General features: G+C 33.1%; 24 protein-coding genes. 19 read left to right on the top strand and 5 right to left on the bottom strand.

The features are described from left to right. The first annotated feature begins 7 nt into the window (after positions 1-7). The 6 genes from C6368_RS07995 (at position 8) to C6368_RS07970 (ending at position 6255) form a co-directional block, all read left to right on the top strand. On the top strand, positions 8-310 hold the full coding sequence (locus C6368_RS07995; protein ID WP_107038663.1) for a putative quinol monooxygenase: 303 nt from the start codon (positions 8-10) through the stop codon (positions 308-310). Between the two features lie 112 nt (positions 311-422). Further along, positions 423-1154, top strand: a complete 732-nt coding sequence (locus C6368_RS07990; RefSeq protein WP_107038662.1) for an ABC transporter permease subunit — start codon at positions 423-425, stop codon at positions 1152-1154. 2 nt (positions 1155-1156) lie between these two features. Beyond that, a complete protein-coding gene (locus C6368_RS07985; RefSeq protein ID WP_107038661.1) occupies positions 1157-2932 on the top strand; it encodes a GldG family protein in 1776 nt (591 codons plus the stop codon). Positions 2933-2938: 6 nt separating this feature from the next. After that, on the top strand, positions 2939-3958 hold the full coding sequence (locus tag C6368_RS07980; RefSeq protein WP_107038660.1) for a hypothetical protein: 1020 nt from the start codon (positions 2939-2941) through the stop codon (positions 3956-3958). A 74-nt stretch (positions 3959-4032) separates the two neighbouring features. Then, positions 4033-5157, top strand: coding sequence for a DNA polymerase III subunit beta (gene dnaN / locus C6368_RS07975; protein WP_107038659.1), 1125 nt, complete (start codon positions 4033-4035; stop codon positions 5155-5157). 174 nt (positions 5158-5331) lie between these two features. Continuing rightward, entirely contained in the window at positions 5332-6255 is a 924-nt protein-coding gene (locus C6368_RS07970) for a hypothetical protein (RefSeq protein ID WP_107038658.1), read from the top strand. 9 nt (positions 6256-6264) lie between these two features. Here the strand turns inward: C6368_RS07970 and C6368_RS07965 are convergent, their stop codons facing one another. Further along, positions 6265-8241, bottom strand: a complete 1977-nt coding sequence (locus C6368_RS07965) for a ComEC/Rec2 family competence protein (protein ID WP_107038657.1) — start codon at positions 8239-8241, stop codon at positions 6265-6267. Between the two features lie 1008 nt (positions 8242-9249). On the opposite strand from C6368_RS07965, the gene hisS reads away from it, so the two are divergent. The 3 genes from hisS to C6368_RS07950 are packed head-to-tail and all read left to right on the top strand — an operon-like array spanning position 9250 to position 12646. Then, the gene (hisS, locus tag C6368_RS07960) at positions 9250-10620 is read left to right on the top strand and encodes a histidine--tRNA ligase (protein ID WP_107038656.1); all 1371 of its coding nucleotides are present in this window, start codon (positions 9250-9252) and stop codon (positions 10618-10620) included. Further along, the gene (hutH, locus tag C6368_RS07955) at positions 10620-12116 is read left to right on the top strand and encodes a histidine ammonia-lyase (RefSeq protein WP_107038655.1); all 1497 of its coding nucleotides are present in this window, start codon (positions 10620-10622) and stop codon (positions 12114-12116) included. The genes hisS and hutH overlap by 1 nt, the downstream gene beginning before the upstream one ends. Further along, positions 12113-12646, top strand: a complete 534-nt coding sequence (locus C6368_RS07950; protein WP_107038654.1) for a hypothetical protein — start codon at positions 12113-12115, stop codon at positions 12644-12646. The genes hutH and C6368_RS07950 overlap by 4 nt, the downstream gene beginning before the upstream one ends. Before the next feature lie 58 nt (positions 12647-12704). Here C6368_RS07950 and C6368_RS07945 read toward each other — a convergent pair whose 3' ends face one another. Continuing rightward, the gene (locus C6368_RS07945) at positions 12705-13871 is read right to left on the bottom strand and encodes an MFS transporter (RefSeq protein ID WP_107038653.1); all 1167 of its coding nucleotides are present in this window, start codon (positions 13869-13871) and stop codon (positions 12705-12707) included. Between the two features lie 364 nt (positions 13872-14235). On the opposite strand from C6368_RS07945, the gene C6368_RS07940 reads away from it, so the two are divergent. The 10 genes from C6368_RS07940 (at position 14236) to C6368_RS07895 (ending at position 21089) form a co-directional block, all read left to right on the top strand. Continuing rightward, positions 14236-14679, top strand: coding sequence for a hypothetical protein (locus C6368_RS07940; RefSeq protein ID WP_107038652.1), 444 nt, complete (start codon positions 14236-14238; stop codon positions 14677-14679). A gap of 228 nt (positions 14680-14907) precedes the next feature. Continuing rightward, a complete protein-coding gene (locus C6368_RS07935; RefSeq protein WP_107038651.1) occupies positions 14908-15351 on the top strand; it encodes a PepSY-like domain-containing protein in 444 nt (147 codons plus the stop codon). A 100-nt stretch (positions 15352-15451) separates the two neighbouring features. After that, a complete protein-coding gene (locus C6368_RS07930; RefSeq protein ID WP_107038650.1) occupies positions 15452-15868 on the top strand; it encodes a hypothetical protein in 417 nt (138 codons plus the stop codon). 80 nt (positions 15869-15948) lie between these two features. Continuing rightward, positions 15949-16716, top strand: coding sequence for a DUF3050 domain-containing protein (locus C6368_RS07925; protein ID WP_107038649.1), 768 nt, complete (start codon positions 15949-15951; stop codon positions 16714-16716). Beyond that, complete coding sequence (locus C6368_RS07920) at positions 16717-17253, top strand: DUF1697 domain-containing protein (protein WP_107038648.1); 537 nt, start codon at positions 16717-16719, stop codon at positions 17251-17253. Between the two features lie 200 nt (positions 17254-17453). Further along, positions 17454-18128: an MBL fold metallo-hydrolase gene (locus C6368_RS07915; protein ID WP_159038506.1), complete on the top strand. Its 675-nt coding sequence runs from the start codon at positions 17454-17456 to the stop codon at positions 18126-18128. Positions 18129-18134: 6 nt separating this feature from the next. Next, positions 18135-18494: a nuclear transport factor 2 family protein gene (locus C6368_RS07910; RefSeq protein WP_107038646.1), complete on the top strand. Its 360-nt coding sequence runs from the start codon at positions 18135-18137 to the stop codon at positions 18492-18494. Then, on the top strand, positions 18495-19733 hold the full coding sequence (locus C6368_RS07905) for a glycosyltransferase (protein ID WP_107038645.1): 1239 nt from the start codon (positions 18495-18497) through the stop codon (positions 19731-19733). A gap of 1 nt (position 19734) precedes the next feature. Continuing rightward, positions 19735-20127 carry a VOC family protein gene (locus C6368_RS07900; RefSeq protein WP_107038754.1) on the top strand — a complete coding sequence of 131 codons (393 nt, stop codon included), beginning with the start codon at positions 19735-19737 and terminating at the stop codon, positions 20125-20127. 329 nt (positions 20128-20456) lie between these two features. Continuing rightward, complete coding sequence (locus C6368_RS07895) at positions 20457-21089, top strand: YiiX family permuted papain-like enzyme (protein WP_107038753.1); 633 nt, start codon at positions 20457-20459, stop codon at positions 21087-21089. An 8-nt stretch (positions 21090-21097) separates the two neighbouring features. Here the strand turns inward: C6368_RS07895 and C6368_RS17280 are convergent, their stop codons facing one another. From C6368_RS17280 to C6368_RS07885, 3 genes are read right to left on the bottom strand one after another with little or no spacing between them, the layout of a single operon-like run. Next, the gene (locus tag C6368_RS17280; protein ID WP_159038505.1) at positions 21098-21268 is read right to left on the bottom strand and encodes a DUF5522 domain-containing protein; all 171 of its coding nucleotides are present in this window, start codon (positions 21266-21268) and stop codon (positions 21098-21100) included. A gap of 1 nt (position 21269) precedes the next feature. Continuing rightward, positions 21270-21878 carry a hypothetical protein gene (locus tag C6368_RS07890; RefSeq protein ID WP_107038644.1) on the bottom strand — a complete coding sequence of 203 codons (609 nt, stop codon included), beginning with the start codon at positions 21876-21878 and terminating at the stop codon, positions 21270-21272. Between the two features lie 47 nt (positions 21879-21925). Further along, on the bottom strand, positions 21926-23308 hold the full coding sequence (locus C6368_RS07885) for an MATE family efflux transporter (protein ID WP_199851605.1): 1383 nt from the start codon (positions 23306-23308) through the stop codon (positions 21926-21928). Between the last annotated feature and the right edge of the window lie 61 nt (positions 23309-23369).

The raw sequence follows: 23369 nt of genomic DNA, 5'->3' as shown, positions 1-23369 counted from the left end.
TAAAGAAATGACCAGATTAGTTAAGTTAACTTTAAAGGAAGATAAAATTGAAGATTTCATATCTCATTTTGACACTGTAAAAACGAAGATCAATGCATTCCCTGGATGTAAAGGAATGAAATTATTACGTGACAAAAATACGCCGGGGATTGTTTTTACGTTTAGTGAATGGGAATCGGATGAAGATTTAGAAAACTATAGAAAATCTGACCTATTTGCTTCAATTTGGCCAACTGTAAAATTATTGTTCGACCAAAAAGCGGAAGCTTGGTCTACAGAAACTTACTTTGATGGCTTTTCAATCAAATAAACAAGCCATTCAATCAACAAAGGTTCATTAACAGTTTAATTTTAATAATCTTTAGCGTTTATAATCAGAACTGAGCTAAAGAAGCATTATTTTTGACACAAATTTCATAGGAATGGGAGCACTTTATTTAAAGGAAATACGTAGTTTTTTGAGTTCGATTATCGGCTATGTTTTTATCCTTATTTTTATTATTACATGTTGGTTGTTTTTATGGATTATCAACGATGATTACAATTTATTGAATGGAGGGATTTCAGACCTTATCCCATTTTACAATCTTGCCCCACTGATTTTAATCATTCTTATTCCTGCAATAACAATGCGTTCATTCGCAGATGAAAGAAAAACAGGAACTATAGAATTACTTTATACTCGACCAATATCAGATTTGTCAATATTAATTGCTAAATATTTAGCTGGTGTAACTTTGGTAGTGATTTCACTCATTCCCACCCTCACATTTTACGCTTCTATGCATTACTTAGGAGACCCTGTTGGTGTAATGGATCATGGAGCTGCAATAACTTCATTTATTGGATTAATACTTTTAGGTTCCTCCTTTGTGGCAATTGGAATTTTTGCAAGTACAATAACCAGTAATCAAATTGTTGCATTTATTTTCGCATTATTCTTGTGCTGGTTTGCATTTAGTGGTTTATCACTTTTAGGTTCATATGCAACCTTTGCAGGATTTGACGGCATCATTCGTTATGCCAGTTTAGATTACCATTATGAATCAATCAAAAAAGGAGTTCTTATTTTGAGTGATATTGTTTATTTCTTCAGTATCATTATCTTCTTCTTATTTGCATCTCACAATATTTTAACCGCAATACGTAAATAAATATGGCCAGATTAAAATTAAAAAGAGCCTCAAATAGAGCGTATTATGGAATCATTACTGCAATAGCATTAGCTGTACTGATTCTAGTAAACATCATTGTTTCATTTGTTGATTTTCGTGTAGACTTCACAAGTGACCAACGATACTCTCTAACAGATTCAAGTATCGACTTTTTGAAATCTGATACTATATTAACGGATAAAATTCTCTTTAAAATTTATTTAGAAGGTGAATTTCCCGCTGAAATAAAGCGTTTGCAAACGGCAGTTAGAGATAAGTTGGATGAATTCAAATATTATGCAGGTGAAAACATTCAATATGAATTTATCAATCCAAACAAAGGTTCAATTGAGGATCAAGAAGCCTTAAAAGAACAACTTTTCAATAAAGGTCAAGGAATTCGACCAATCGATATTACCTACAGAAGTCAAGGTTCTTCAAACATAATTGAAGTATTCCCAGGTGCGGTAGTTGAATATCGAGGAGTTACAGTTGAACATATCCGTTTTTTAGAAGGAGGACAATATAGACTTGATGCTAGATTAAACGACTTGGTTCAGAAAGGAATTAACAGTTTAGAATATAAATTCATGCGTGTATTAGCAAAAGCTACACGAAATGAGAAAAAGAAGTTAGCTTTCGTTCATGGACACGGGGAATTGGGAATTCCTTATTCACAAGGGGCTAGAAGAAACATTGAAGACTCTTATATCATTGAGGACATCACAATTGATGGAAAACTGAACGCGCTTGACGGATATGATGGAATTATCATTGCAGAACCAACCAAGAAATTTGACGGTAAAGACAAATATATTATTGACCAATATTTGATGCAAGGTGGAAACATCATGGTTTTCAATAATCCATTAGAAATTAACAATGATACTATTAGAAGAACAGGAAAAACGCACAGTACACGTAAAAGAACAGGAATAACTGATTTGCTTTTCGATTATGGTATCAAAGTAAATGAAGACCTTGTTTTAGATGCTAATTACGATATTTTTGCGATGCCTGGAATTCCAAAAGGATTTGTGAATTGGTATTTTTATGTTCGTGCTGCAGGAACAGACCACCCGATTTCTAGCATGGTGAATCCTGTCAAATTGCCTTATGCATCAAGTTTACAGTTTGTACAAACTAAAAACAAAACGAAGCCTTCGGTAATATTAACAAGTTCTTCAAATTCAAAATCTTTTGGAAATGCTCCTCTACTTTCTATTGCTATGGAAAGTCAGTTTGGAGAGAATCCGATTTTTCAAGAAAACCCCGATGACGAAAACAATCGATTAATGTTAGGTGGAATGGTTGAAGGTGAATTTGAATCAGCATTTAAAAATAGAATTGTTTCGACCTATTCCGACAACCCTAATTCAAAAATGTTAGATCGCTCAACTGCTCCAGGAAAATTAATGGTTATAGGAAATGGAACTTTCTTTAAAAATACATTTTATGATTCTGTAGCGGTTCCTGAGGAAAACACTTATAGATATATTCCTAGACTACCACGCGAAAGAGAAATTGATGAATTATTTGCGGGTAGAGGATTTGGGAACTTTGAATTTTTCGAAAACTGTGTTGACTATATGCTTGGTGAAAGTACCTTGCTTTCAATTAGAAGTCGAACTATAGATTTGCACCCGACAGATAAATTGAAGATTGAAAGAGATGGTGGATTTTATAAATTTATCAATATCGCCATCCCTTTGTTATTTATTGTCGTTATGGCGGTAGTCGTATTTATTATACGAAGATATAAATACGTCAAAAAATAAAATTTTATGAAAAAAATAATCATTATTCTTTTAGGAATTACCCTTATCGTTGTACTTTCAATCATGGCTATGAACCTTAAAACAGGAGCTAAAGCCACTGATACAAGTCTAATCGCATTTGCCGTTGAAGACACCTCCACTGTGGACAAAATCGAAATTTACGACTCATTTAGTGACGAAACTTTTAGTGTTGTTCGAAATAAAGAAGGTATTTGGACAGGTGAAAATGGAGAATGTGTACAACAAAACATCACCCAGATGATGCTTGAAACAATGAACAAAATCACCCTGAAAGGTTATGTTCCTAAGGCTGCTATGGATAACATGAAAAGGGTTTTGATGGCAAATCACAAAAGGGTAAAGATTTATCAAAATGGGGAATGGTCAAAAACATGGTATATCGGTCATTCAACACAAGATCACATGGGAACCCACATGTTGCTAGAAACGCCAGACATTAAAAGTGACAATCCTGTAATTATGGGAATGAAAGGATTTTACGGGATTTTAGAACCTCGTTTTTTCGCAGATCCAAGAAGATTTCAATGTGTCAATATGTTTTCTTACAAACGAGCTAACTTAAATGAGATTGAAGTAATCAACAGAGTTACTTTAGACGATAGCTATAAAATTAAAATAAATGGTCCGGATGATATTTTTGTTTCTTCCCAAGGAAAAGAGATAACCAATATCAATAAAGACAACTTGACATTTTATTTAAATGGTTTTGAAAACATCAATTTCAATCAACCAAATTTCACACTTTCACCTAAGGAAATTGACAGTATAAAAAACTCCACACCTGATTATGAATTAATTATAAAAGGAACTCCATTAAACTATGAATTAGATCTTTACAGAAGATTTGATCCAGAATACAATTTAGCCGACACTGTAGTTTATGACCCGAATTATTTATGGGGAGTGAAACCAGATGGAGAATTGGTGAGGGTTCAATATTACACTATTGGACCAATCATTCAAGGGAAGACGGTTTTTGTAGACCAACTACAAATGCCTAACTAAGATTAATTCTTTTATTGTTCCAAATTTACACGATAAAAGCTATATTTGCCCTTATAAATTTTAAGAAAGAAAAAATGAATTTTGTAGTTTCAAGCTCAAGCTTATTAAAACACCTTCAAACGATTAGTGGTGTATTGACAACAAGTAATACTTTGCCAATTTTGGACAATTTCTTATTTGAAATCAATGACAAAACGTTAAGAGTTTCAGCTTCAGATATTGAGACAACAATGAAAACCACTTTTGAGGTGGATGCACATGAATCTGGAAAGATTTGTATTCCTGCAAAGTTATTGTTGGATGTTCTTAAAAATTTATCAGATCAACCATTAACCTTTACTATCAATGATGACAATTATGGAATTGAAATCACTTATACGAATGGTAAATCTAAAATGGTTGGTTACAACGGTGACGATTTTCCAAAGATTAGAGAAATAGAAAATACAAACAATACCGTAATTAGTGGTGAAGTTTTATCTGATGCTATTAACAAAACATTATTTGCAACAGGAACTGATGATTTACGTCCAGTTATGAGCGGTGTTTTTTGTCAATTTACAACTGATGACATGACTTTCGTAGCTACGGACGCTCATAAATTAGTTAGATATAAACGTACAGATTCAAAAGCATCAGGAAATTCTTCATTTATTCTACCTAAGAAAGCGTTGAACATGCTTAAGAACAACTTAGGTGCTCAGGCAGATTATGAGGTGAAAATTGATTATAATGATTCAAATGCTGTATTTACCTTTAAAGATATCGAACTAACATGTCGTTTAATTGATGGTAAATATCCTAATTACGAAGCAGTTATTCCACAAGAAAATCCTAATGTATTGACGGTTGATCGTGAATCATTATTGAGATCGATTAAACGTGTTTCTATTTTTGCTAATAAAACAACTCATCAAGTACAATTGAAGATTTCAGGGTCTGAATTGGCAATTTCTGCTGAAGATATTGATTTCTCAAACGAAGCAAAGGAGCGTTTAACTTGTAGTTATGACGGAGCAGACATGGAAATAGGATTCAACTCTCGATTTATCATTGAAATGTTAAGCAATATTTCTTCAGATGAGATTAAATTGATGATGAGTCAACCAAACAGAGCTGGATTAATTGTTCCTGCGACGAACGAGAATGAAAATGAAGATATTTTGATGTTGGTGATGCCAGTTATGGTGAATTCTTAAGGAGTAAACTTCCTACCAAAAACAGAGAATAAATCATCTCAGTGAAATATTATACATTCTGCTAGAATTCGGAATGAAATTTGCTATTTTTAGTTTCTATTCTAATTAATCTGCGGACATATTTCCTGCTAATTACATGGAATAGTATTTATTAATTTCATTTTGACCCTTACTATGAATAAATTTTCATTCTTTTTAGTTTTGTTAATCTTTAGCATACTACTTGGTGCTTGTGGAACAACAGCTAATACTCCGATAACGACAATCAGAGAACAAACAGCGGGGTTTCACGCAGCCATTGAAAAAGAAAATACTAAGAAACACGGTTCAGAAAGTTACCAATCTTTATCATTTGGAAAGCTAAAAGTTTTTAAACCGGAAGCATTTGTTCGTTTGGATTCGATTTATACAATTAAACAAAATTACATCAACGCTAAAGATTTAAGAGGATTGCATAAATCTGGAATAGAAGATTTGATCCCTGGTTATCGTGCCGAAGCAATGCAACATCTTGATGAAGTTCAATACGAAATTGAACACATTTATCAAATAGACAAAATGGATTCTCTTGAAATTCATCATTCATTTTATTTATTTGATTATAAAGACAGTTTGATTAATGTCTCCCCTCTTTATGATTTTAAGATAATTCCTAAACACAAAGACTTTTATTACGCATATCAATTCAATTATCATTTTGTATCGAATAGAAACTTTAATATTACCGAGTCAGAATGGGAGTTTTTACGCTTTTTCAAAAGACGAGAAATTCAGTTGATCGGTAGTGAAGAGCTTCAACCATTTATGGACCACACAATGAATTTTATGGAAGCAGCCAAAAAAGCTTCAACCGTAGATTTTAGAAAAGTAAGTAAATTACTTATCATCAAGCATTTTAAGGAATTAGATAAAAAAATGACCATTGATGAATTTGGAGAGCTAATGGCATTGAATAGAAATGAAGAAGTGATAGGTTATGAATTTTCTGTAGAATGGTCCGATGAATCTGATGGGTTAGAAAATATTGTTAAAAAAAGAACAATGTTTAGTTTTGATCCTTACCTCCAAATAACTTCCATTAGTACTGTGTTTCAATAAAATATATCTTTAAGGTCTCCTTACAATCAAAGCTTTATCCGTTGTAATTAAATCAATGTTTGTGTTTGGAATGTAAGGACTCCACGCTCCTTTTAAAATTGTAAGCCCTGGTTCTAAAGTTTTCTTTTTAACTCTGTTGGCCATAAAAAAGCGCTGACCATAATAATTGATTTCCCACCCTTCGGTTGAACTTTGTACAAAAATCTCATCCTTAATTTTCACTTCACTTTCACTTGGTAGTGAGACAATTTCTGCTTTTAAACCAACTGAATTTTCGTAACCACGAACCAAATAATCATTGGATTTTTCTGTTGCAGTGCTTGTTTCATCGTAAATTAGATACAATTGATGATCCGCTTTCAATAATATCGATTTTTGGTAATGGTTGAGCACAACGAGTTCTTCCTTGGATTTATTATATTCTCTGTTGAAAATCAAGCTCGTTCCTAAAATGAAAAGGATAATTATTCCAAATCGAAAGGCTTTAATTCTCTTGTTTTTCCAGAAAAACAAAGTCAAAACCGTGAATAAAAATAGCAAAACCACTTGAAGTATATTTGGAGAAAATCCTGTACTTACTTCTCCTGGCAAAGAATTGATCCATTTAATAAAATTGGTTAGGGTATCAAAAATAAAATTAACGATGTAAGCTATAATATCACTAATATATGGAATTGCATGTAACATAAAAAGCAGCACCACGCTAATTAAAGCCACAGAAGCCAAGATTAACAACCCAATATTGGTGAGAAAAAAATAGTTAGGGAATTGATTAAAATAATAAAGAGTTAATGGCAGCGTTCCTATTTGCGCAGTGATTCCAATTGCTGTTCCTTGCCAGAAATAGTTAATTACCTTGTATTTCGAGTGAAACAAATTCGCTATAGGTCTATAAAAAAGAGCAATGCCTAAAACGGCCAAATAAGAAAGTTGGAAGCCGATATCAAAAAGAAATAATGGATTAAAAAGGAGTAGAAAAAACGCAGACGCAAAAATAGCTTGAACGTTAAAAAACTTCTTCCCTAATAATTGTCCGATAGCTAAAATTGTAAACATTGTTACTGCTCGTGCAACGGATGCTGACATTCCAGTGAGAAAAGCGAACGCCCAAATGAAAATTAACGCGAAGAACAAATAAAGATTTCGTTTCCTTAAAGGTTTAAACCGGAAGAAAATCCATTGAAGAAACGCCAATAAAATCCCAACATGCATACCTGAAACAGCCAAAACATGCATTGCTCCAGCATTTGCGAAATGATTCTTTTTCTCTTGAGATAATTGCGATTTATCTCCCAGAGACAATGCAACAACTAAACCCTGATTTTCCTTGGAAATTTTATCCTTGACCACATTCACTAATTTCGCACGGGATTTTGACCAAAAGCTTGAAAAGCTATTCACTATTTCTATTTCTCCCATACTTTCTTCAGAGATAAATGAGAAATAATCTATTCCTTTCACTTTCCAGTATTGCACGGCATTAAATTCTCCAGGATTATTTTTGTTTTCGATGGGCTTTAAATTTGGTTGAAACATAACCACACCTCCTTCAGAAAAACCGTTATCTGATCTTCTAATGTAGCACAACATTTTTCCTTGAACAAAAAGTTTCTTATGTGCTTTTACAACTTGTTGAACAGACAGAATTGCCTTGTCATAATCTCCATTACCCACTTGGTAATCGATTATTTCACCTATCACGAAATCGTCATTCAGATAATATGTGCTAAAATGATTTTGAGCTGAAGTAGGCATTTTCAATTGATAGCCCAACATCCCAGAGAAAAATAGAAGAATGACAATATTCAAACTGATCCATTTTTTAAAGAAAAGCATTTTTTCACCAAAACCTACGAGAAGGATAAAAATGATAAAAACTGTAGCCCAAAGGGTAAACGTCAATATCCAATGCATATCAACAAAATCGCCAATAAATATTCCAAAAAGGAAAGCCAGTAAAGCAACAAAAATTGAACTTTTAATCAAAATATTGCGTTTTTCGTAGTGAATAAGACGTAAATTAAGGATTTTGCTGATATAAAGAAGATTTTTTGGGTAGATTTATTTTGTAGGATAGAATGGCTAGCTCGAAAAGCAGAAAAAATTAAATGCTCAAAACGGTAAATCACAAGTAAAAGAGATCCAGATTTTTCAGGATTATTATTTTAGTAAGTGACCAAGTTTCTCAATTACTAGAATCTATTACTCACCAAAAACCTGAACGAAACCTTGCTTTGCAACCTCACAATCTGTCAATGCGCAATCCATCATTGAGTTGTCTAGCTCAAAAGAAATCCTATAAAAATAAGTTCCATCTGTGACTTTTTCACCGTTTTTTTTTGCGATCCAATTCCACAAATTGTGTGTCCTTTTGTAAGCTTATCTTCGTTTTCAAAAACTACATTTCCCCAGCGATTTAAAATCTTTGATTTGAATGGTCGCGAAATGGGGCAGGAACAATTGATGCAAATGAAGGCGAGAAAGTAATTGATACAAGAAATCTCACAAATGGAGTTTACATTATCAATATTTACAACGATGGAATCATGAAATTGAATTCTAAATTAATTGTGAATAAGGAGAAGTAATAATAGTTTAAAATTTGAAATGCACATTCCTTGATTGGGGTGTGCATTTTTTGATTTCTAAATGATCCAAAATAAAGCCAACACCAATTCTCAAAGGTAGATCCGTGTGAGGGATTACTCGTGGCTTTAATTATATAAAAATGGAACTCATGAATGCTGCGCAATTGTAACGGCATCCTTTTTATTACCGCGCTTTGGACTTTTATAAGTTCAGCCAACTTTATTGCGGTAATAAAAAGATACAGTGGATAGCCCGACGCAGTTATTTTTTTGGGCCTTTTCAGAAATTCATTTTATTAAAGCAAGGTCAAAAAAATGACTGGGGCACACCCAAAAGAAAGATATTGGACTCTACCTCTCTTTAAGCGTAGAAAATTCCTATTTTTGTTTCAAATAAATTTAAAAAATGGCTCAAAAACCAAGTATTCCAAAAGGAACGCGAGATTTTCTTCCTTTTCAGGTAAACAGAAGAAATTATATCTACGATACGATCAGAAATGTATTTAAAAAATATGGATTTGCTCCTATTGAAACTCCTTCGTTTGAACTTTCTTCAACTTTGCTAGGAAAATATGGAGAAGAAGGTGACCGTTTGATTTTTAGAATATTAAATTCTGGTGACAAGGTAAAGAAAGCCGATTTGAAAGCACTTGAAGAAGGAAATCTTCCGAGGTTTGCAAATTCACTTTCGGAAAAAGCCTTGCGTTATGACTTGACTGTGCCATTTGCGCGTTTTGTAGTGCAGCACCAAAATGATTTGACATTTCCATTTAAAAGATATCAAATTCAACCAGTTTGGAGAGCCGATCGTCCGCAAAAAGGACGTTACCAAGAATTTTATCAGTGTGACGCTGACGTTGTTGGAAGTGATTCCCTCCTATTTGAAGCAGATTTTATTCAAATATTTGATGAAGTGCTTTCGGAATTGAAAGTTCCAGATTTTACTATTCAAATCAACAATAGAAAAATCCTTTCTGGAATTGCAGAAATTACTGGTGAGGAAGATAAAATCATTGACATTACTGTGGCTATCGATAAACTAGATAAAATTGGTGAAGATGGTGTGGTAAAAGAAATGACTGAAAAAGGTGTGAGTGAAGCTGCAATTTCGAAAATTCGTCCATTGTTTAGCTTAACTGGAAATACAGAAAAAACACTCGACTTCATGCGTGAATTTCTTGCCGACAGTGAAGTTGGGATGAAAGGAATTGACGAACTAGATAATGTTTTTAAAACAACATCAATTTTAGGATTGAAAAATGCGAAATTAGAGTTTGACGTAACTTTAGCGCGTGGATTAAACTATTATACAGGTGCTATTTTCGAAGTTAAAGCAAATGGAGTTAACATGGGATCTATTTGTGGAGGTGGTCGATACGACGATTTAACTGGACTTTTCGGAATGAAAGACTTGTCAGGAGTTGGAATTTCATTTGGAGCAGATAGAATATACGATGTCTTGACAGAGTTGGAATTGTTCCCAACCGATATTAATCAAACATTGGATTTCTTATTCATTAATTTTGGAGAAGCAGAGGTAGAATATTCTTTGCCTATCTTACAAAAAATGAGAAATAACAAAGTCACTGCTGAGTTATATCCGGACAATGCTAAATTGAAAAAACAATTTAAGTATGCTGATGACAGAAATGCGAAATACACTGTAATTATTGGAGAAAGTGAATTAAAAAATAACGAAATCACCTTAAAAGAAATGAAAACTGGAGATCAGGAAACGATGTCGGTTGATTCATTTACTAAAAAATACTGTTCATAATGAGTAAATTAATATTAGACCATCAACAATTCGAAATTGATGAATTATTTCAGTTTATTGCTTCAGGCGACACATTGGAGTTGGGCGAAAAAGGGCGAAAAGCCATCATAAAATGCCGTGAGTACTTGGATGAAAAAATGGAGAAAACAGAAGGAAACATTTACGGTATCAATACTGGATTTGGATCTTTGTATGACCAATCTATTTCACGCGCTGATTTAGCCAAATTACAAGTAAATTTGGTGCGTTCGCATGCTTGTGGAACAGGTGCTGAAGTGTCATCCGCAATCGTAAAAACAATGTTATTATTCAAAGCGATTGGATTGCATTATGGTCATTCTGGTGTTCAATTAGAAACGGTTGAACAACTGATTTACTTTTACAATAACGACATAATTCCAGTAGTTTATGAACAAGGAAGTTTAGGAGCTTCAGGAGATTTATCGCCACTTGCACATATTGCAATGACTTTATTTGGTGAAGGCGAAGTGAACTACAAAGGAAAAAAGGTTGATACCGCTGAAGTTTTGGCTTCATTGGACCGTTCTCCTGTCCATTTAAGATCAAAAGAAGGTTTGGCTTTATTGAATGGAACACAATTTATGAGTGCCTATTTAGCACATTGTGTTTACGAAGGGAAAAACATTTTGAAGCAAGCGAATTTAAATGCAGCTATGTCTTTGGAAGCTTATGATGGAAGGTTAAATCCATTTTCTGTATCAGTAAATAAAATAAGAAATCAAGCTGGTCAGATAAAAACTGCCGCTGAAATTTCAGAAATTTTAGAAGGAAGTGAATTTGTGACGCAACACAAAGTTCATGTTCAAGATCCATACAGTTTCCGCTGTGTACCACAAGTTCACGGAGCTAGTTGGGACACTTTAGATCATGTTGAGCAAGTTGTAACTAGAGAAATCAATGCAGTTACAGACAATCCGACTATTTTCCCAGATGAAGATTTAATTGTTTCAGCAGGAAATTTCCATGGTCAACCTTTGGCATTGGCATTGGACTTTTTAGCGATTGCTTTGGCAGAATTAGGAAATATTTCTGAACGAAGAATTTACAAATTAATGGGTGGAATGCGTGGTTTACCAGCTTTTTTGGTTGCTAAACCAGGCTTAAACAGCGGATTTATGATTGCACAATATACCGCAGCATCGATTGTAAGTCAAAATAAACAATTGTGTACACCAGCTTCAGTAGATTCTATCGATTCATCGAACGGACAAGAAGATCATGTGAGCATGGGTGCAAATGCAGCAACAAAATTGCATCGTGTTGTAGAAAATGTTTGGCAAGTTTTAGGTATAGAATTAATGTCGGCAGCGCAAGGATTAGAATTTAAAGGCGTTGAAAAAACGAGTAAAAAGCTACAAGGGTTGCACAAAGAATTTAGAAAATCAATTCCATATATTAATCAAGACATTTATATGTCTAGTCATTTAAGAGCGAGTAAAGATTTCGTTAAACAAAACAATAAATCATTTTTATGAATCAAGAATTAGAAAACATAGATTTGGATAACAATCCGAATGAAGCAAAAAAGAGACCTACATTTCTAACGATCCTACTTGTTTTAAGTACATTGTATATTGTTTCAGGATTTTTTGGTGCTACCCAAGCTTTAATCAGCGGACCATTGAGTCCAGAACAAATGGAAGAGCAAATGTCTGAGCTGTACGGAACTATTTCTGGAATGGTGGAAAATGATCCAGACGGTCAATTTAGCAACACTGTAGAAGTGATGATTGACAATTCTGTATATTTGAATAATGAAGCATTTTATTCATCAAACATCCTCAACTTAGTTTCTTTTATAATTGGAGGAATGGCCATCTTTATGATGTTTAAATTGAATAAAATAGGCTTTCACCTTTATGTAATCTATAGTTTATTGCCTGTAGTAATTACTTACGCAATTGTTCCAATGAGTTTGATTTTACCAATGACAATCGTAATGTTGGTTCTTTTAGGTGCTATTTTCTCCGTTTTGTATGGAATTCATTTGAAATATATGAAGTAATTCCGTGCGGTAGCCGGAATTAAGGAGAGCGATAAAAGGGAGAGGGAGAGTTGATAGTTTAAACCACTTCACTCCTGCTCTTGCCTTTTCGATAATAGACCAAATAGACGAGTGCCAAAATACTTCCTGAGAATGCTAGTCCAGCTCCTACAAGCATTGGTGTGTTATATGCGAAACCAAGTCCAATTGGGATTGCACCAAAGTATGCACCCAGACTATTTCCGATATTAAAAGCGGCTTGACCAGCAGATGCGGCAATTGTTTCCGCTCCTTCAGCACTATTAATGAGCATCATTTGAAGGCTAGAACCAATACTAAATGCAACACCACCTGTAATAAAAGCCATTGGATAAGCCGCCCATTCTATTGGTGAAACAAAATAACCCAACACCAAACAAACTCCCATAGCCATAAAAGAGTACATTGCTGCTTTTGTTGGAATGAAAGTATCTGCTAATTTTCCACCAATTAGGTTTCCGAAGAACATTCCTAAACCTACCAAAAACATAATAATTGGTACATTCCTTTCTGCTAATCCAGATACTTTGGTCACCAAAGGTCCTATATAACTGATCCACGCAAATAGTCCACCTGTTCCTACGGCAATAACAGCAATTATCAACCAGGCTTCCTTGCGAACAAAATAATTCACTTGTTTACGAATATTTATGGTTGGTTTTTCTATTGTTGGTAACCAAAAATAAATGCTGGTCGCTGTAACTAAGCCCAGGCAACTAATTATTCCATAGGTAACACGCCATGAATAATTTTGACCGATATAGGTTCCTAGTGGAATTCCCGCCAAATTTGCGATTGTCATTCCCGTAAACATAATGGCAATGGCTGTTGCTTCCTTCCCTGGTTTAGAAAGTTTAGCTGCAACTACAGAACCAACACCAAAGAAAGCACCATGTGGCAATCCAGAAACAAATCTTGAGATATATAAACTCCATTCGTTTGGAGCTAATGAGAAAATTCCGTTGAAAAGAAAAAACATCAACATAAAATAAAAAAGAACTTTTTTTGGAGCCATATTAGCGGTCAAGATGACTAAAGTAGGTGCTCCAACAACAACTCCAAGAGCATAAAGACCAATTAAATTACTGGCTTTTGGAATACTGATATCGATATCTTCTGCGATATTCATGAGCAGACCCATCATGCTGAATTCTGTCATTCCTATTGCCAATCCACCGAAAGCTAACGCAATCAATCCTTTATTCATACTTATTATTGTTCTTAAAAAAAGAAGGTAAAGGTATTGATTTTTCCATCTTCTTGTAACAAATGAAATAAACTAACATATATTTAATTAATGCAAAGAAAGGCACTAATAATAAGTATCTATTCTAGTTTCCGTTATAAGGATTTTTAACATCCATTCATTTGTGAAGAAATAATTATCTTCTAAATTCGTCCATGTTGACGCTATAAAACCAACTCATTCCATTGAGATGAAATCCAGATTAAAGCATTAATAGTTGGAGAAATAGCGCAGATTAATATGGAATCTAAATCCATTTATTAAACAAGGGCGTTACCGAAAAGCCAGACGAGTAGGAAAGACTTATTTACTAAACTTATTTAAAATGAAAGTATTAAAATTTTTAACAATTGGGTTAGCGATTATTGGAACAACCACTTTAACAAGTTGTGAAAAAGATGGTTGTACTGACATCAGTAGCTCAAATTATAATTCAGATGCAACCGAAGATGATGGAAGTTGTACTTACCAAGGAGAGGTCGTTTTTTGGATTGATGAAGAGACATCAGACGAATTACAGGCTGATTTAGTTACAGACCTTACTTACTATGTAGATGGAGAAATAGTTGGATCATCACCTTCAACTGTATTTTGGGCTTCTGCACCTGAATGTGGTGCGAACGCTACAATAACAGTAACAAAAGATTTAGGTTCTTCAAAAAGTAAAACCTTTTCTTATAGCGTTGAAAACCAATTAGGAGTTGAATATCAATCAGGAGTAGTAAACTTCACAGCTGGTACTTGTGAGAAAAAAGAAATTACAAATTAAAAATTTTATATATTTCTTTTTTAGAGTATAATTCATGAAAATAATAAAATGAGGTAGCTAATTTAGCTACCTCATTTATTTTAATCATCAAAAATGATTAGATTGTAATTCAAATCATATTCAACCCTCGTATCATTTCCAAAAGACTGTTAAAACAAAAGCTATTGCTATTTTTTATTCATACTTTTAATAAAACTCTGAATTACAAAAAATTAAATATTGAAATATATGGATTCTAAAAAAATAATAGGGAACGCAATAATTACAACCGCCCTAGGAATTATTGTTTTGAGGTCTAAAAAAGTCAAGCTAGTTTACCTAGACCAACTTCCTTCATTTATTCATGAATTTGTAAAATTACATTTTTCTACACGACGAATTTTAAAAGCTGTTCAACACAGAAAACTATTTAATGGAACTTATGAAGTTTTATTGGATGGAGAAATTCGTCTAGCGTTTAATAAAAGAGGTCAACTTATCGAAATAGAAGGAAATTCAAAGTTACCTAATTCAGTAATACCTTCTAAAATCCTTGATTTCATTGCAATAAATTATCCGGACAATGTGATTATTGAATGGGAATTAGAAAAAAAATATCAAGAAATTGAATTGGATAGCGGTTTAGAGTTAATTTTCGATTTAAATGGTGAATTTTTAGGGTTGGATTATTAGATATAAATTTTAAACTTAGGAATCCATTTCAGAAAAGTATAAGTTTGAAATTAAGACTTCAGTTAATAAAACTTGCTTTTAAACTTATAAAGAATTACTTATGACTTTCAAACACTCAAATTGTTATCCAGATAAAGAAAATATCGAATATCCTTCCACTGTTTTGGATACTCAGCAAGTTCTAGAGTTATTTAAAAAACACCCTTGGAAAGAACAAAACGAATTGTGTTTAAAATTACCCGAAGAAAAAATTCATTTTAGTCCATCCATCGGATTTACAAACACGAATTCAAAACACGGTTTGGAGTTAACAGCACACGAAGATGACGGGAAACTTAGTTTTTCTTTATGGTTTAACAGACCAAAAAAAGTAAAAGTATTATTCGGTATATTGGGAGAATATGAACGCATGCAGGTTGATGATGTTTGGGGATTTAATTTAGATGAATCTATTCTATATTTAACCCACTTTGTGAATGGAAATTATTCAGTAATTGAAGAATTATATAAAAGATAAGGATGTTTACTTACTTCTTCAAATCAAAAGAATAAAAAGTTCTATTTTTACCTTAAAAAAACGAATTCACTAGAATAAAGATGGAAAATATAAAAAAGATAGAGAACGAAATTTCAGGATTAAGAAAAGAACTACAAAATCATAAACTATATAAAAACCTTAAAGAAATTGAAGATGTAAAAATCTTCATGGAGAATCATGTATTTGCCGTTTGGGATTTCATGTCATTACTAAAAGCACTTCAACAAAAACTCACATGTATTGATGTTCCTTGGGTCCCTGCTTCAAATGCTACATTGTCGCGCTTCATTAATGAGATTGTTCATGGGGAAGAAAGTGATATTAATGAACTTGGCGAGCCAAAGAGTCACTACGAGATGTATTTAGACGCGATGCACCAAATAGGAGCTGACAGCACACAAGTCGAACTTTTTATAGATTCATTAAGACAAGGAAATAGCGTAGAAAAGGCAATTAATGAAATAAAAATTGATAATAGAGTTGCAGAATTTGTTAACTATACTTTCTCCATTACCTCTACCAATAAAGCTCACCTCATTGCTTCTGCGTTTACCTTCGGAAGAGAGGATATTATTCCTGATATGTTTATTGAGATCTTACAAGAAGCTGATGCCGAAAACATCAAATTCAATAAATTGAACTATTATCTCCAAAGACATATTGAACTAGATGGTGATGAACATGGTCCTTTGTCATTAAAAATGATTGCCGAACTTTGTGGAAATGATGAAGAAAAATGGGAAGAAACACTTACTATTGCCAAAGAAGCCTTAACTCAAAGAATTTCATTGTGGGATGCAATTGACGAATTAATTAACAAGCGATAAATGGGGAAAAAAATTGCAATTTTAAGAGGGATAAACGTTGGTGGAAAAAGGAAGATTTTAATGGCCGACTTAAAATCAATGTTAAGTGACATTGGTATTCCTAATGCCGTAACCTATATACAAAGTGGAAATGTGATTTTCGAATCTGAAAAAGACAATCTAGCAATCTCTCATCAAATTGAAGTGGCAATTCTTAAGAAATTTGGCTTTGAAGTTCCTGCTATTGTTCGAACAGCAGAAGAACTCAAGCAATCTATAAAATCAAATCCTTTTTATGATGACGAAACTGATATTACCAAGTTGGTGCTCACTTTTCTTAAAGAAACACCAAAGAATGAGGATATTGAAACGTTAAAACCTATAGATTCTAAAGAAGATAAATATGTAATTAAGGAGAAGGACGTTTTTATTTATTGCGAAGGAAAATATCACCAATCAAAATTGACCAATAACCTTTTTGAAAAGAAACTGAAAGTTCGAGCTACCACCAGGAATTGGAAAACGGTCTTGAAATTGATGGAATTGAGTGAAGGTTGAGACTAAATTTTGCTTGGAGACTGGAGTTTTAATGGTTTGCGCTGTAATGGCACGCGGTCCTTCGACAATCTCAGTCACCGCATAAAGATCTCAAGCAACGCGGATAGTCTCGGATTTTGGATTTCTTGGTTTGGACATGGAGAAAATTTGAAATTAATACCCGATTGCAGACATTATTCTACTAAATTAGTGCTAAAACTATGAAACTGAGCTATACAATACTAATTTTCGTTTTGGGGATGATATTCTCATTTACTGGGATTGCTCAATCGAATGAAATCAAAATTAAATTTATTGGGAATTGTGGTTTACACATGACCGATGGAGAGTTGAATATTTATTCTGATTTCCCATATAAATCTGGCGCATTCGGTTATATGAAATTTGACGATTCAGAAATAGATAGTATTAGAGAAAATTCAATTTTTATATTCACACATAAACATGCCGACCACTATTCTGGAAAGAATATGAGGAAAACCCTAAGGTCAAAAGGTGGAAAAAAATATGGTCCATGGAATATCAAAAAACTAAAGCAATTTGCGGAATCAACTCATGATTTTGAAATTGAAACTTTTAAAACCAAGCACAGATTTTCGTTTAATCACTATTCTTATTTGATCACTTGGCATGGGAAAAAGATTTTTCTTTCTGGAGATACTGAAAGTGCTGAAACTATTGGTGAAATCAAAAATATGGATATGGCATTTCTTCCCTCTTGGATTTATATAGATGCTAAAGAAAAGGGTATTAAAATAGATGCTAAAAAAATTGGACTTTATCATCTTTATCCGAATGAAAAGATTACAGGAGATATTCCTGAAAAGATTACTATTCTTCAAAATCAAAAAACAATTATTCCAATACTTTATTAAGAAATCATGAAACTTTCAATTAAAGAAATAGCAGAAAATTTTTCTAAAGGTGAATTTGAAAGAGTAACTGATTTCTTAAGTGAAAATGTAGTTTGGAATATTGTTGGAGAAAATAAATTTCAAGGTAAAAACGCAGTCATCAAAAACTGTAATCAAACTGCTACTTATTTTAAAACTATTGACACTGATTTTAGAACAAAAGATGTTTTAGTGTTAGAAAATAAAGTAATCATTACCGGAACTGCTGAATTTTCTAAAGGAGGTGAAATATTAAACTTAATTTCAGCCTGCGATTTTTATCATTTTAATGAAAATGAGGAAATAATCGAAATCAGCTCTTATTGTATTCAAGAAAAACGGAATTAAATGAAAATAGCATTGTGCTCAATCGGTTCTCGTGGAGATATTCAACCATTTTTGGTGCTTGCTGAATACTTTAAAAGTCAAGGTCATGAAGTTAAGGTTTCATCTGCAGAAATGTATGCTGAAATGGCACAAAAATACAAAATTGATTACGTTCCATTTCCAGGCGATTACACAGCTATTGTTGACAATGATGCACTCAAAAAAGAGATTGGAAAAAATCCTTTTACAATAGGAAAAGCGTTGAAAGAAAAGGTGTATCCAATAATGGAAAATTCATTGGAAACTTTTTATGAAATGGTGAAGTGGTGTGACATTGTGGTTTACCATCCGAAAACAATGATTGACAGTATTTCGAAAGACATGCAACACAAGTTGATTAAGGCTTATGTTGTTCCTGCTTTTACACCAACATCGGAATTTGCAAATCCTTTGTTGACCTTCCTCCCATTGCCACATTTTCTCAATAAATTAACTTTTAAATTTACGAATGCTATGATTGGTGTTGTCAAGACACCTGTTAACAATTTTAAGCAACGAAATAACTTACCAAAAAGTAAATTCTTGTTGGATACTCCCACGATTTATGGCATTAGTTCTAGTCTATTAAAAAGACCTGATGACTATCCACAAGATCACTTTTTTACAGGATTTTGGATAAAAAAAGATGAAAAAGAGGATTTATTACAAGAAATAGTTGATTTCACCTCATGTGAAAAGCAAGTTTTAATCATCACTTTTGGAAGTATGCCTTATAAATCTGATATTGATATCAATGATTTTATTGCTGCGATTTTAGAGGAACACGACATTAAAATCTTAGTTGTAAAAGCATGGGGATTGAAGGATATTCGAATCAAAGAAAATAAAAATGTTTTAGCAATTGACTCTGCTCCTTTCGATTCTCTATTTCCTATGGCAGATTTTGTAATTCACCATGGAGGAGCCGGAACAATGGCTACAGCAATAACCGCTGGAATTCCTCAAATGGTTTGTCCTGTTTTACATCCATTTGGTGATCAATATTTTTGGGGAAAACAATTGCAGAAACAAGGAGTTGGAGTAAAACCAATTCCTTTGAAAAAATTAAAGATTAAATCTCTTTTGAAAGGGATAGAAGGTTTAAAAAGTGAAGAATTGAAAATCAAGGCTTTAGAATTGAGAGAAAAAGTCAAGATGGAAGACGGCTTGAAAGCAGCTTTAAGGATAGTTGAAGGACATTATAAAACTAAAAATCAATAAAATGAAATACGCTTACACGATTACTTACGTTCAGAATGTAGCAGAAACGGTTGAATTCTATGAAAAAGCATTTGGATTTAAAAGAAAATTCATCACACCAGAAAATGATTATGGTGAACTAATTACAGGAGAAACAACAATTTCATTTGCTTCTGTTGAGTTGGGAAATTCCAATCTAAAATCTGGTTTTAAGCATATATCAAAATCGGAAAAACCATTTGGAGTAGAAATGGCATTTACAAGTGAAGACATAGAAACCGACTTTCAACAAGCAATTGAAGCTGGAGCAACCCAATATGAAAGTTTAACTGAAAAACCTTGGGGGCAGAAAGTTGGATATGTATTGGACAATAACGGTTTTCTGATTGAGATTTGTAGTCCGATGGAGAAGTAAAGTAATGAAGAATATAAAATGAAGATCCGATAGGAATCGGATGAAAAATGCGGTAGTGGATGGAAAATTTAGGAATTAAAATATTAAAGATTTTAAAGCGAGTTCTTGAGATACTCCCATTACTCGCATTAACATTCCTAACCATTCTCATATTGTTTGGTGAAGTCCAATTTGGATATGCATTAGCGGACATTATTATCTATTTAACAATTTATTCAGGCTTAATTTTTTATTGTGGATATTATCTAATAAGAAAGAAAACTCATCAGCTATTTAGAATCTTTGTTACATCAATTGCTTTAATATTTTCTGGCTACTTAATATTTCTGATGAATTATGGAAGATATTCATTTGAAATTCCAAAGGTTGAATCTAAAACTTTGGATGAACTCTCAATTATTTCTACAGAACAAACCAAACTTCAAAACGGAGACATCATCTTCCAGATCTCAAAATCGAGTCAAAGTAAGGCGATTCAAATGGCAACAAACTCGAAATACAGTCACATGGGAATTATCTATGAAATTAATGATGAATTCTTTGTCTATGAAGCCATTCAACCTGTACAAATAACTCATTTAAATGATTGGATTGAACGAGGGGAGAATTCTCACTACGTAGTTAAAAGGTTAATCAATTCTGAAGAAGTTTTGACCGAAAACGCAATTGAAAAGATGAAGGAATACGGTAAGCAATTCGCAGGAAAGCCTTATGATATTCACTTTGAATGGTCTAATAGGAAATTGTATTGTTCTGAATTGGTGTGGAAGATTTACAAAAATGCTTTAGGAATTGAAATTGGTCAACTTCAAAAACTATCAGAATTTGACTTATCCAACAAGGTGGTGAAAGACAAAATGAAAGAGCGCTACGGAAATAATATTCCTTTAAATGAGAAAGTAATTTCACCGGCAGCTATGTTTGAATCAGAGTTGCTGGTGGTGGTTGAGGACAATTTGTAATTCAAAAATCAATTCTTCTTCAAACGATCTGTCTTTGGATCATAGCCATACGGACAATGCCTGCAATTATTTTTGCAGCAGTATCCTCTTCTCAAAAGATATTGTTCAGTAAAAACGATATAACCTTCATCCGTTTTATATGTATCGCCTTCTATTAAGGGGATTTTCTTTTTAAACATATTACTCTTCTTTATTTTCTTTATTTCTGTTCAAAGGGAAGAAAAATGCGACACGGTATATCATAGGGACATAATCGCCAATATTTGGATTATTAGGATTTCTAATCTTCAAAAAATAACCATTACTTAATGGAGAAGGATTAGAAATTAATGGGTCTCTCAAAGCATCTGCTACATCATACAAAATTCCTAAATTTAATCTCACGAATCCTAAATCTTTTGAAATCCCACCTCCTAGATAAGCAGTTAAGGTCCACCTTTTATCTGGTTGAATGAAATTATATGGATTTTTAAGCATTTCAACTTCTGATCCAATAAAAAACCAATCTAAAAAACGATAATGTAAAAATCCTCCACCACCAAAAATAGAAGAACTACCTGATGTTCCTAAATATTTATCTTGACTAAAGATATATTGATATCTAAAACTAGGACCAAAAGCCAATGCATCTTCTTCAACGAAAGCCCATTTTAGTGCTCCACCGAATGAACCACCCACATTTGAGAAATTGGCTGCTTGGATTTCAAGACCTATTTCAGAGTGATAAGATTGTGCAAAACCATTGGTTGTTGTTAATGCAAAAGCCAAAATAAAGACTAAACTTCTCATACTTCATATTTTATTCAAAAATAGTATTTTTACCTCTATTTTTTCAATTATCTTTCCATTAGATGCCTACCTTTAACCAACATTCCTTTCCAGTGACCAGTTTTATAATATATAAACCCTACTAGAGCAGCTAAAAAGTTTGAAATAGGGAAAGACCACCACAAACCAACTTCCTCTAATGAAGTATTATTTGAGAGTAAAAATGCCACAGGAAAACGAATCATCCATAAACCGAAAATTGAAATAAGTAAAGAAACTTTTGTAAAACCAGCGCCATTAAAAACACCATTCATAACTTGTTGCAATCCTAAAAGTCCAAAACTTGGCCCCATAATTTTAATAAATAAAGCGCTTTCTTTAATTACTTGAGGATCATTTGGAACAAAAAAAGCAGTGATTGGTTCTGCAAAAATAAAAAGTAATATCCCTATTCCCGTCAGACCTAAAAAAGCTATTTTAGCACTTAAATCTCCAACTTTTTCCGCTCGTTTTATTTGATTGGCCCCAATATTTTGTCCAACTAAAGTTGTAGTGGCGATAGAAAACCCTAAAGCTGGAATGACAATTAAACTTAAAACCCTAACACCTATTCCGTATGCTGCTACAACTTCACTTCCGAAACTTGTAACTAAAACCACCAACAAGGTCATTGCACCAGCTCTGGCTGACATTTCTAAACTAGAAGGAATTCCCAAAGCAAACATTCTTTTGGTCCAAGTTAAATCCCACTTCATTTGTGGAAACTTAATTTTAATTCCACGTTTTCCTTTAAAGAGAATAAACAACCCTATTACTGCTGAAATTCCTTGCGTTATTACACTGGCTATTGCTGCTCCAGCAACTCCCATTCCTTCAAAAGAACCATAACCAAAAATCAGTAACGGATCCAAAACTAAATTTAAAAGAACTGTCCCCAAAACAATATACATCGGAAGCCATACATTTCCAATTCCGCGCATAAGAGATTGAAAAACGTAAAACATGAATAAAAACACGAAACCAAAGGAAGAATATTTAAAATAAATTACTGAATCACTTAATATTTCTGGTCCAGCACCTATTAATTTCATGAGAGGTTCTGAAGTAAAATAGGTAATAAAAGCCAATATTATCGACAAAAAGAAGATGACATAAACTGTTTGAGAAGAACTATAATTGACATTTTTCTGATTTTTAGCTCCTTTGGCTTGTGCTACAATCACGGAACCAGCTAAAGTTAATCCAGCTCCTAACGATAAAATTAAAAATAATATTGGAAAACTTAAACTCACTGCGGCAACGGCATTTACTCCTAATCGACCCAACCAAAATGTATCGATCAATTGATACATACTTTGCAAAGCATTAGCCAATATAATGGGCACAGAAAGATTAATCAAAGAACTTAAAATACTTCCTTCCGTTAAATTTTTATTTTTTAATTGCTTCAATTTATTTGTTTTAATCTTTTACCATTCTATAGCGAACGAACTTGAATCGATATTGTTTTAG

Source organism: Brumimicrobium mesophilum, from assembly GCF_003025005.1.
Taxonomy (GTDB): Bacteria; Bacteroidota; Bacteroidia; order Flavobacteriales_D; family Crocinitomicaceae; genus Brumimicrobium; species Brumimicrobium mesophilum.
Note: the sequence above shows the minus strand (reverse complement) of the source record. Positions and strands in the feature narration are given on the sequence as shown.

Bases quoted from the DNA above. Each gene is read 5' to 3' on its own strand.
- hisS (WP_107038656.1), top strand. From the start codon at position 9,250: ATGGCTCAAAAACCAAGTATTCCAAAAGGAACGCGAGATTTTCTTCCT.
- C6368_RS07985 (WP_107038661.1), top strand. From the start codon at position 1,157: ATGGCCAGATTAAAATTAAAAAGAGCCTCAAATAGAGCGTATTATGGA.
- dnaN (WP_107038659.1), top strand. From the start codon at position 4,033: ATGAATTTTGTAGTTTCAAGCTCAAGCTTATTAAAACACCTTCAAACG.
- C6368_RS07910 (WP_107038646.1), top strand. From the start codon at position 18,135: ATGAAACTTTCAATTAAAGAAATAGCAGAAAATTTTTCTAAAGGTGAA.
- C6368_RS07990 (WP_107038662.1), top strand. From the start codon at position 423: ATGGGAGCACTTTATTTAAAGGAAATACGTAGTTTTTTGAGTTCGATT.
- C6368_RS07920 (WP_107038648.1), top strand. From the start codon at position 16,717: ATGGGGAAAAAAATTGCAATTTTAAGAGGGATAAACGTTGGTGGAAAA.
- C6368_RS07980 (WP_107038660.1), top strand. From the start codon at position 2,939: ATGAAAAAAATAATCATTATTCTTTTAGGAATTACCCTTATCGTTGTA.
- C6368_RS07970 (WP_107038658.1), top strand. From the start codon at position 5,332: ATGAATAAATTTTCATTCTTTTTAGTTTTGTTAATCTTTAGCATACTA.
- C6368_RS07895 (WP_107038753.1), top strand. From the start codon at position 20,457: ATGAATTATGGAAGATATTCATTTGAAATTCCAAAGGTTGAATCTAAA.
- C6368_RS07950 (WP_107038654.1), top strand. From the start codon at position 12,113: ATGAATCAAGAATTAGAAAACATAGATTTGGATAACAATCCGAATGAA.
- C6368_RS07890 (WP_107038644.1), bottom strand. From the start codon at position 21,878: ATGAGAAGTTTAGTCTTTATTTTGGCTTTTGCATTAACAACAACCAAT.
- C6368_RS07900 (WP_107038754.1), top strand. From the start codon at position 19,735: ATGAAATACGCTTACACGATTACTTACGTTCAGAATGTAGCAGAAACG.
- C6368_RS07935 (WP_107038651.1), top strand. From the start codon at position 14,908: ATGGATTCTAAAAAAATAATAGGGAACGCAATAATTACAACCGCCCTA.
- C6368_RS07905 (WP_107038645.1), top strand. From the start codon at position 18,495: ATGAAAATAGCATTGTGCTCAATCGGTTCTCGTGGAGATATTCAACCA.
- C6368_RS07925 (WP_107038649.1), top strand. From the start codon at position 15,949: ATGGAAAATATAAAAAAGATAGAGAACGAAATTTCAGGATTAAGAAAA.
- hutH (WP_107038655.1), top strand. From the start codon at position 10,620: ATGAGTAAATTAATATTAGACCATCAACAATTCGAAATTGATGAATTA.
- C6368_RS07930 (WP_107038650.1), top strand. From the start codon at position 15,452: ATGACTTTCAAACACTCAAATTGTTATCCAGATAAAGAAAATATCGAA.
- C6368_RS07915 (WP_159038506.1), top strand. From the start codon at position 17,454: ATGAAACTGAGCTATACAATACTAATTTTCGTTTTGGGGATGATATTC.
- C6368_RS07940 (WP_107038652.1), top strand. From the start codon at position 14,236: ATGAAAGTATTAAAATTTTTAACAATTGGGTTAGCGATTATTGGAACA.
- C6368_RS07995 (WP_107038663.1), top strand. From the start codon at position 8: ATGACCAGATTAGTTAAGTTAACTTTAAAGGAAGATAAAATTGAAGAT.
- C6368_RS07945 (WP_107038653.1), bottom strand. From the start codon at position 13,871: ATGAATAAAGGATTGATTGCGTTAGCTTTCGGTGGATTGGCAATAGGA.
- C6368_RS17280 (WP_159038505.1), bottom strand. From the start codon at position 21,268: ATGTTTAAAAAGAAAATCCCCTTAATAGAAGGCGATACATATAAAACG.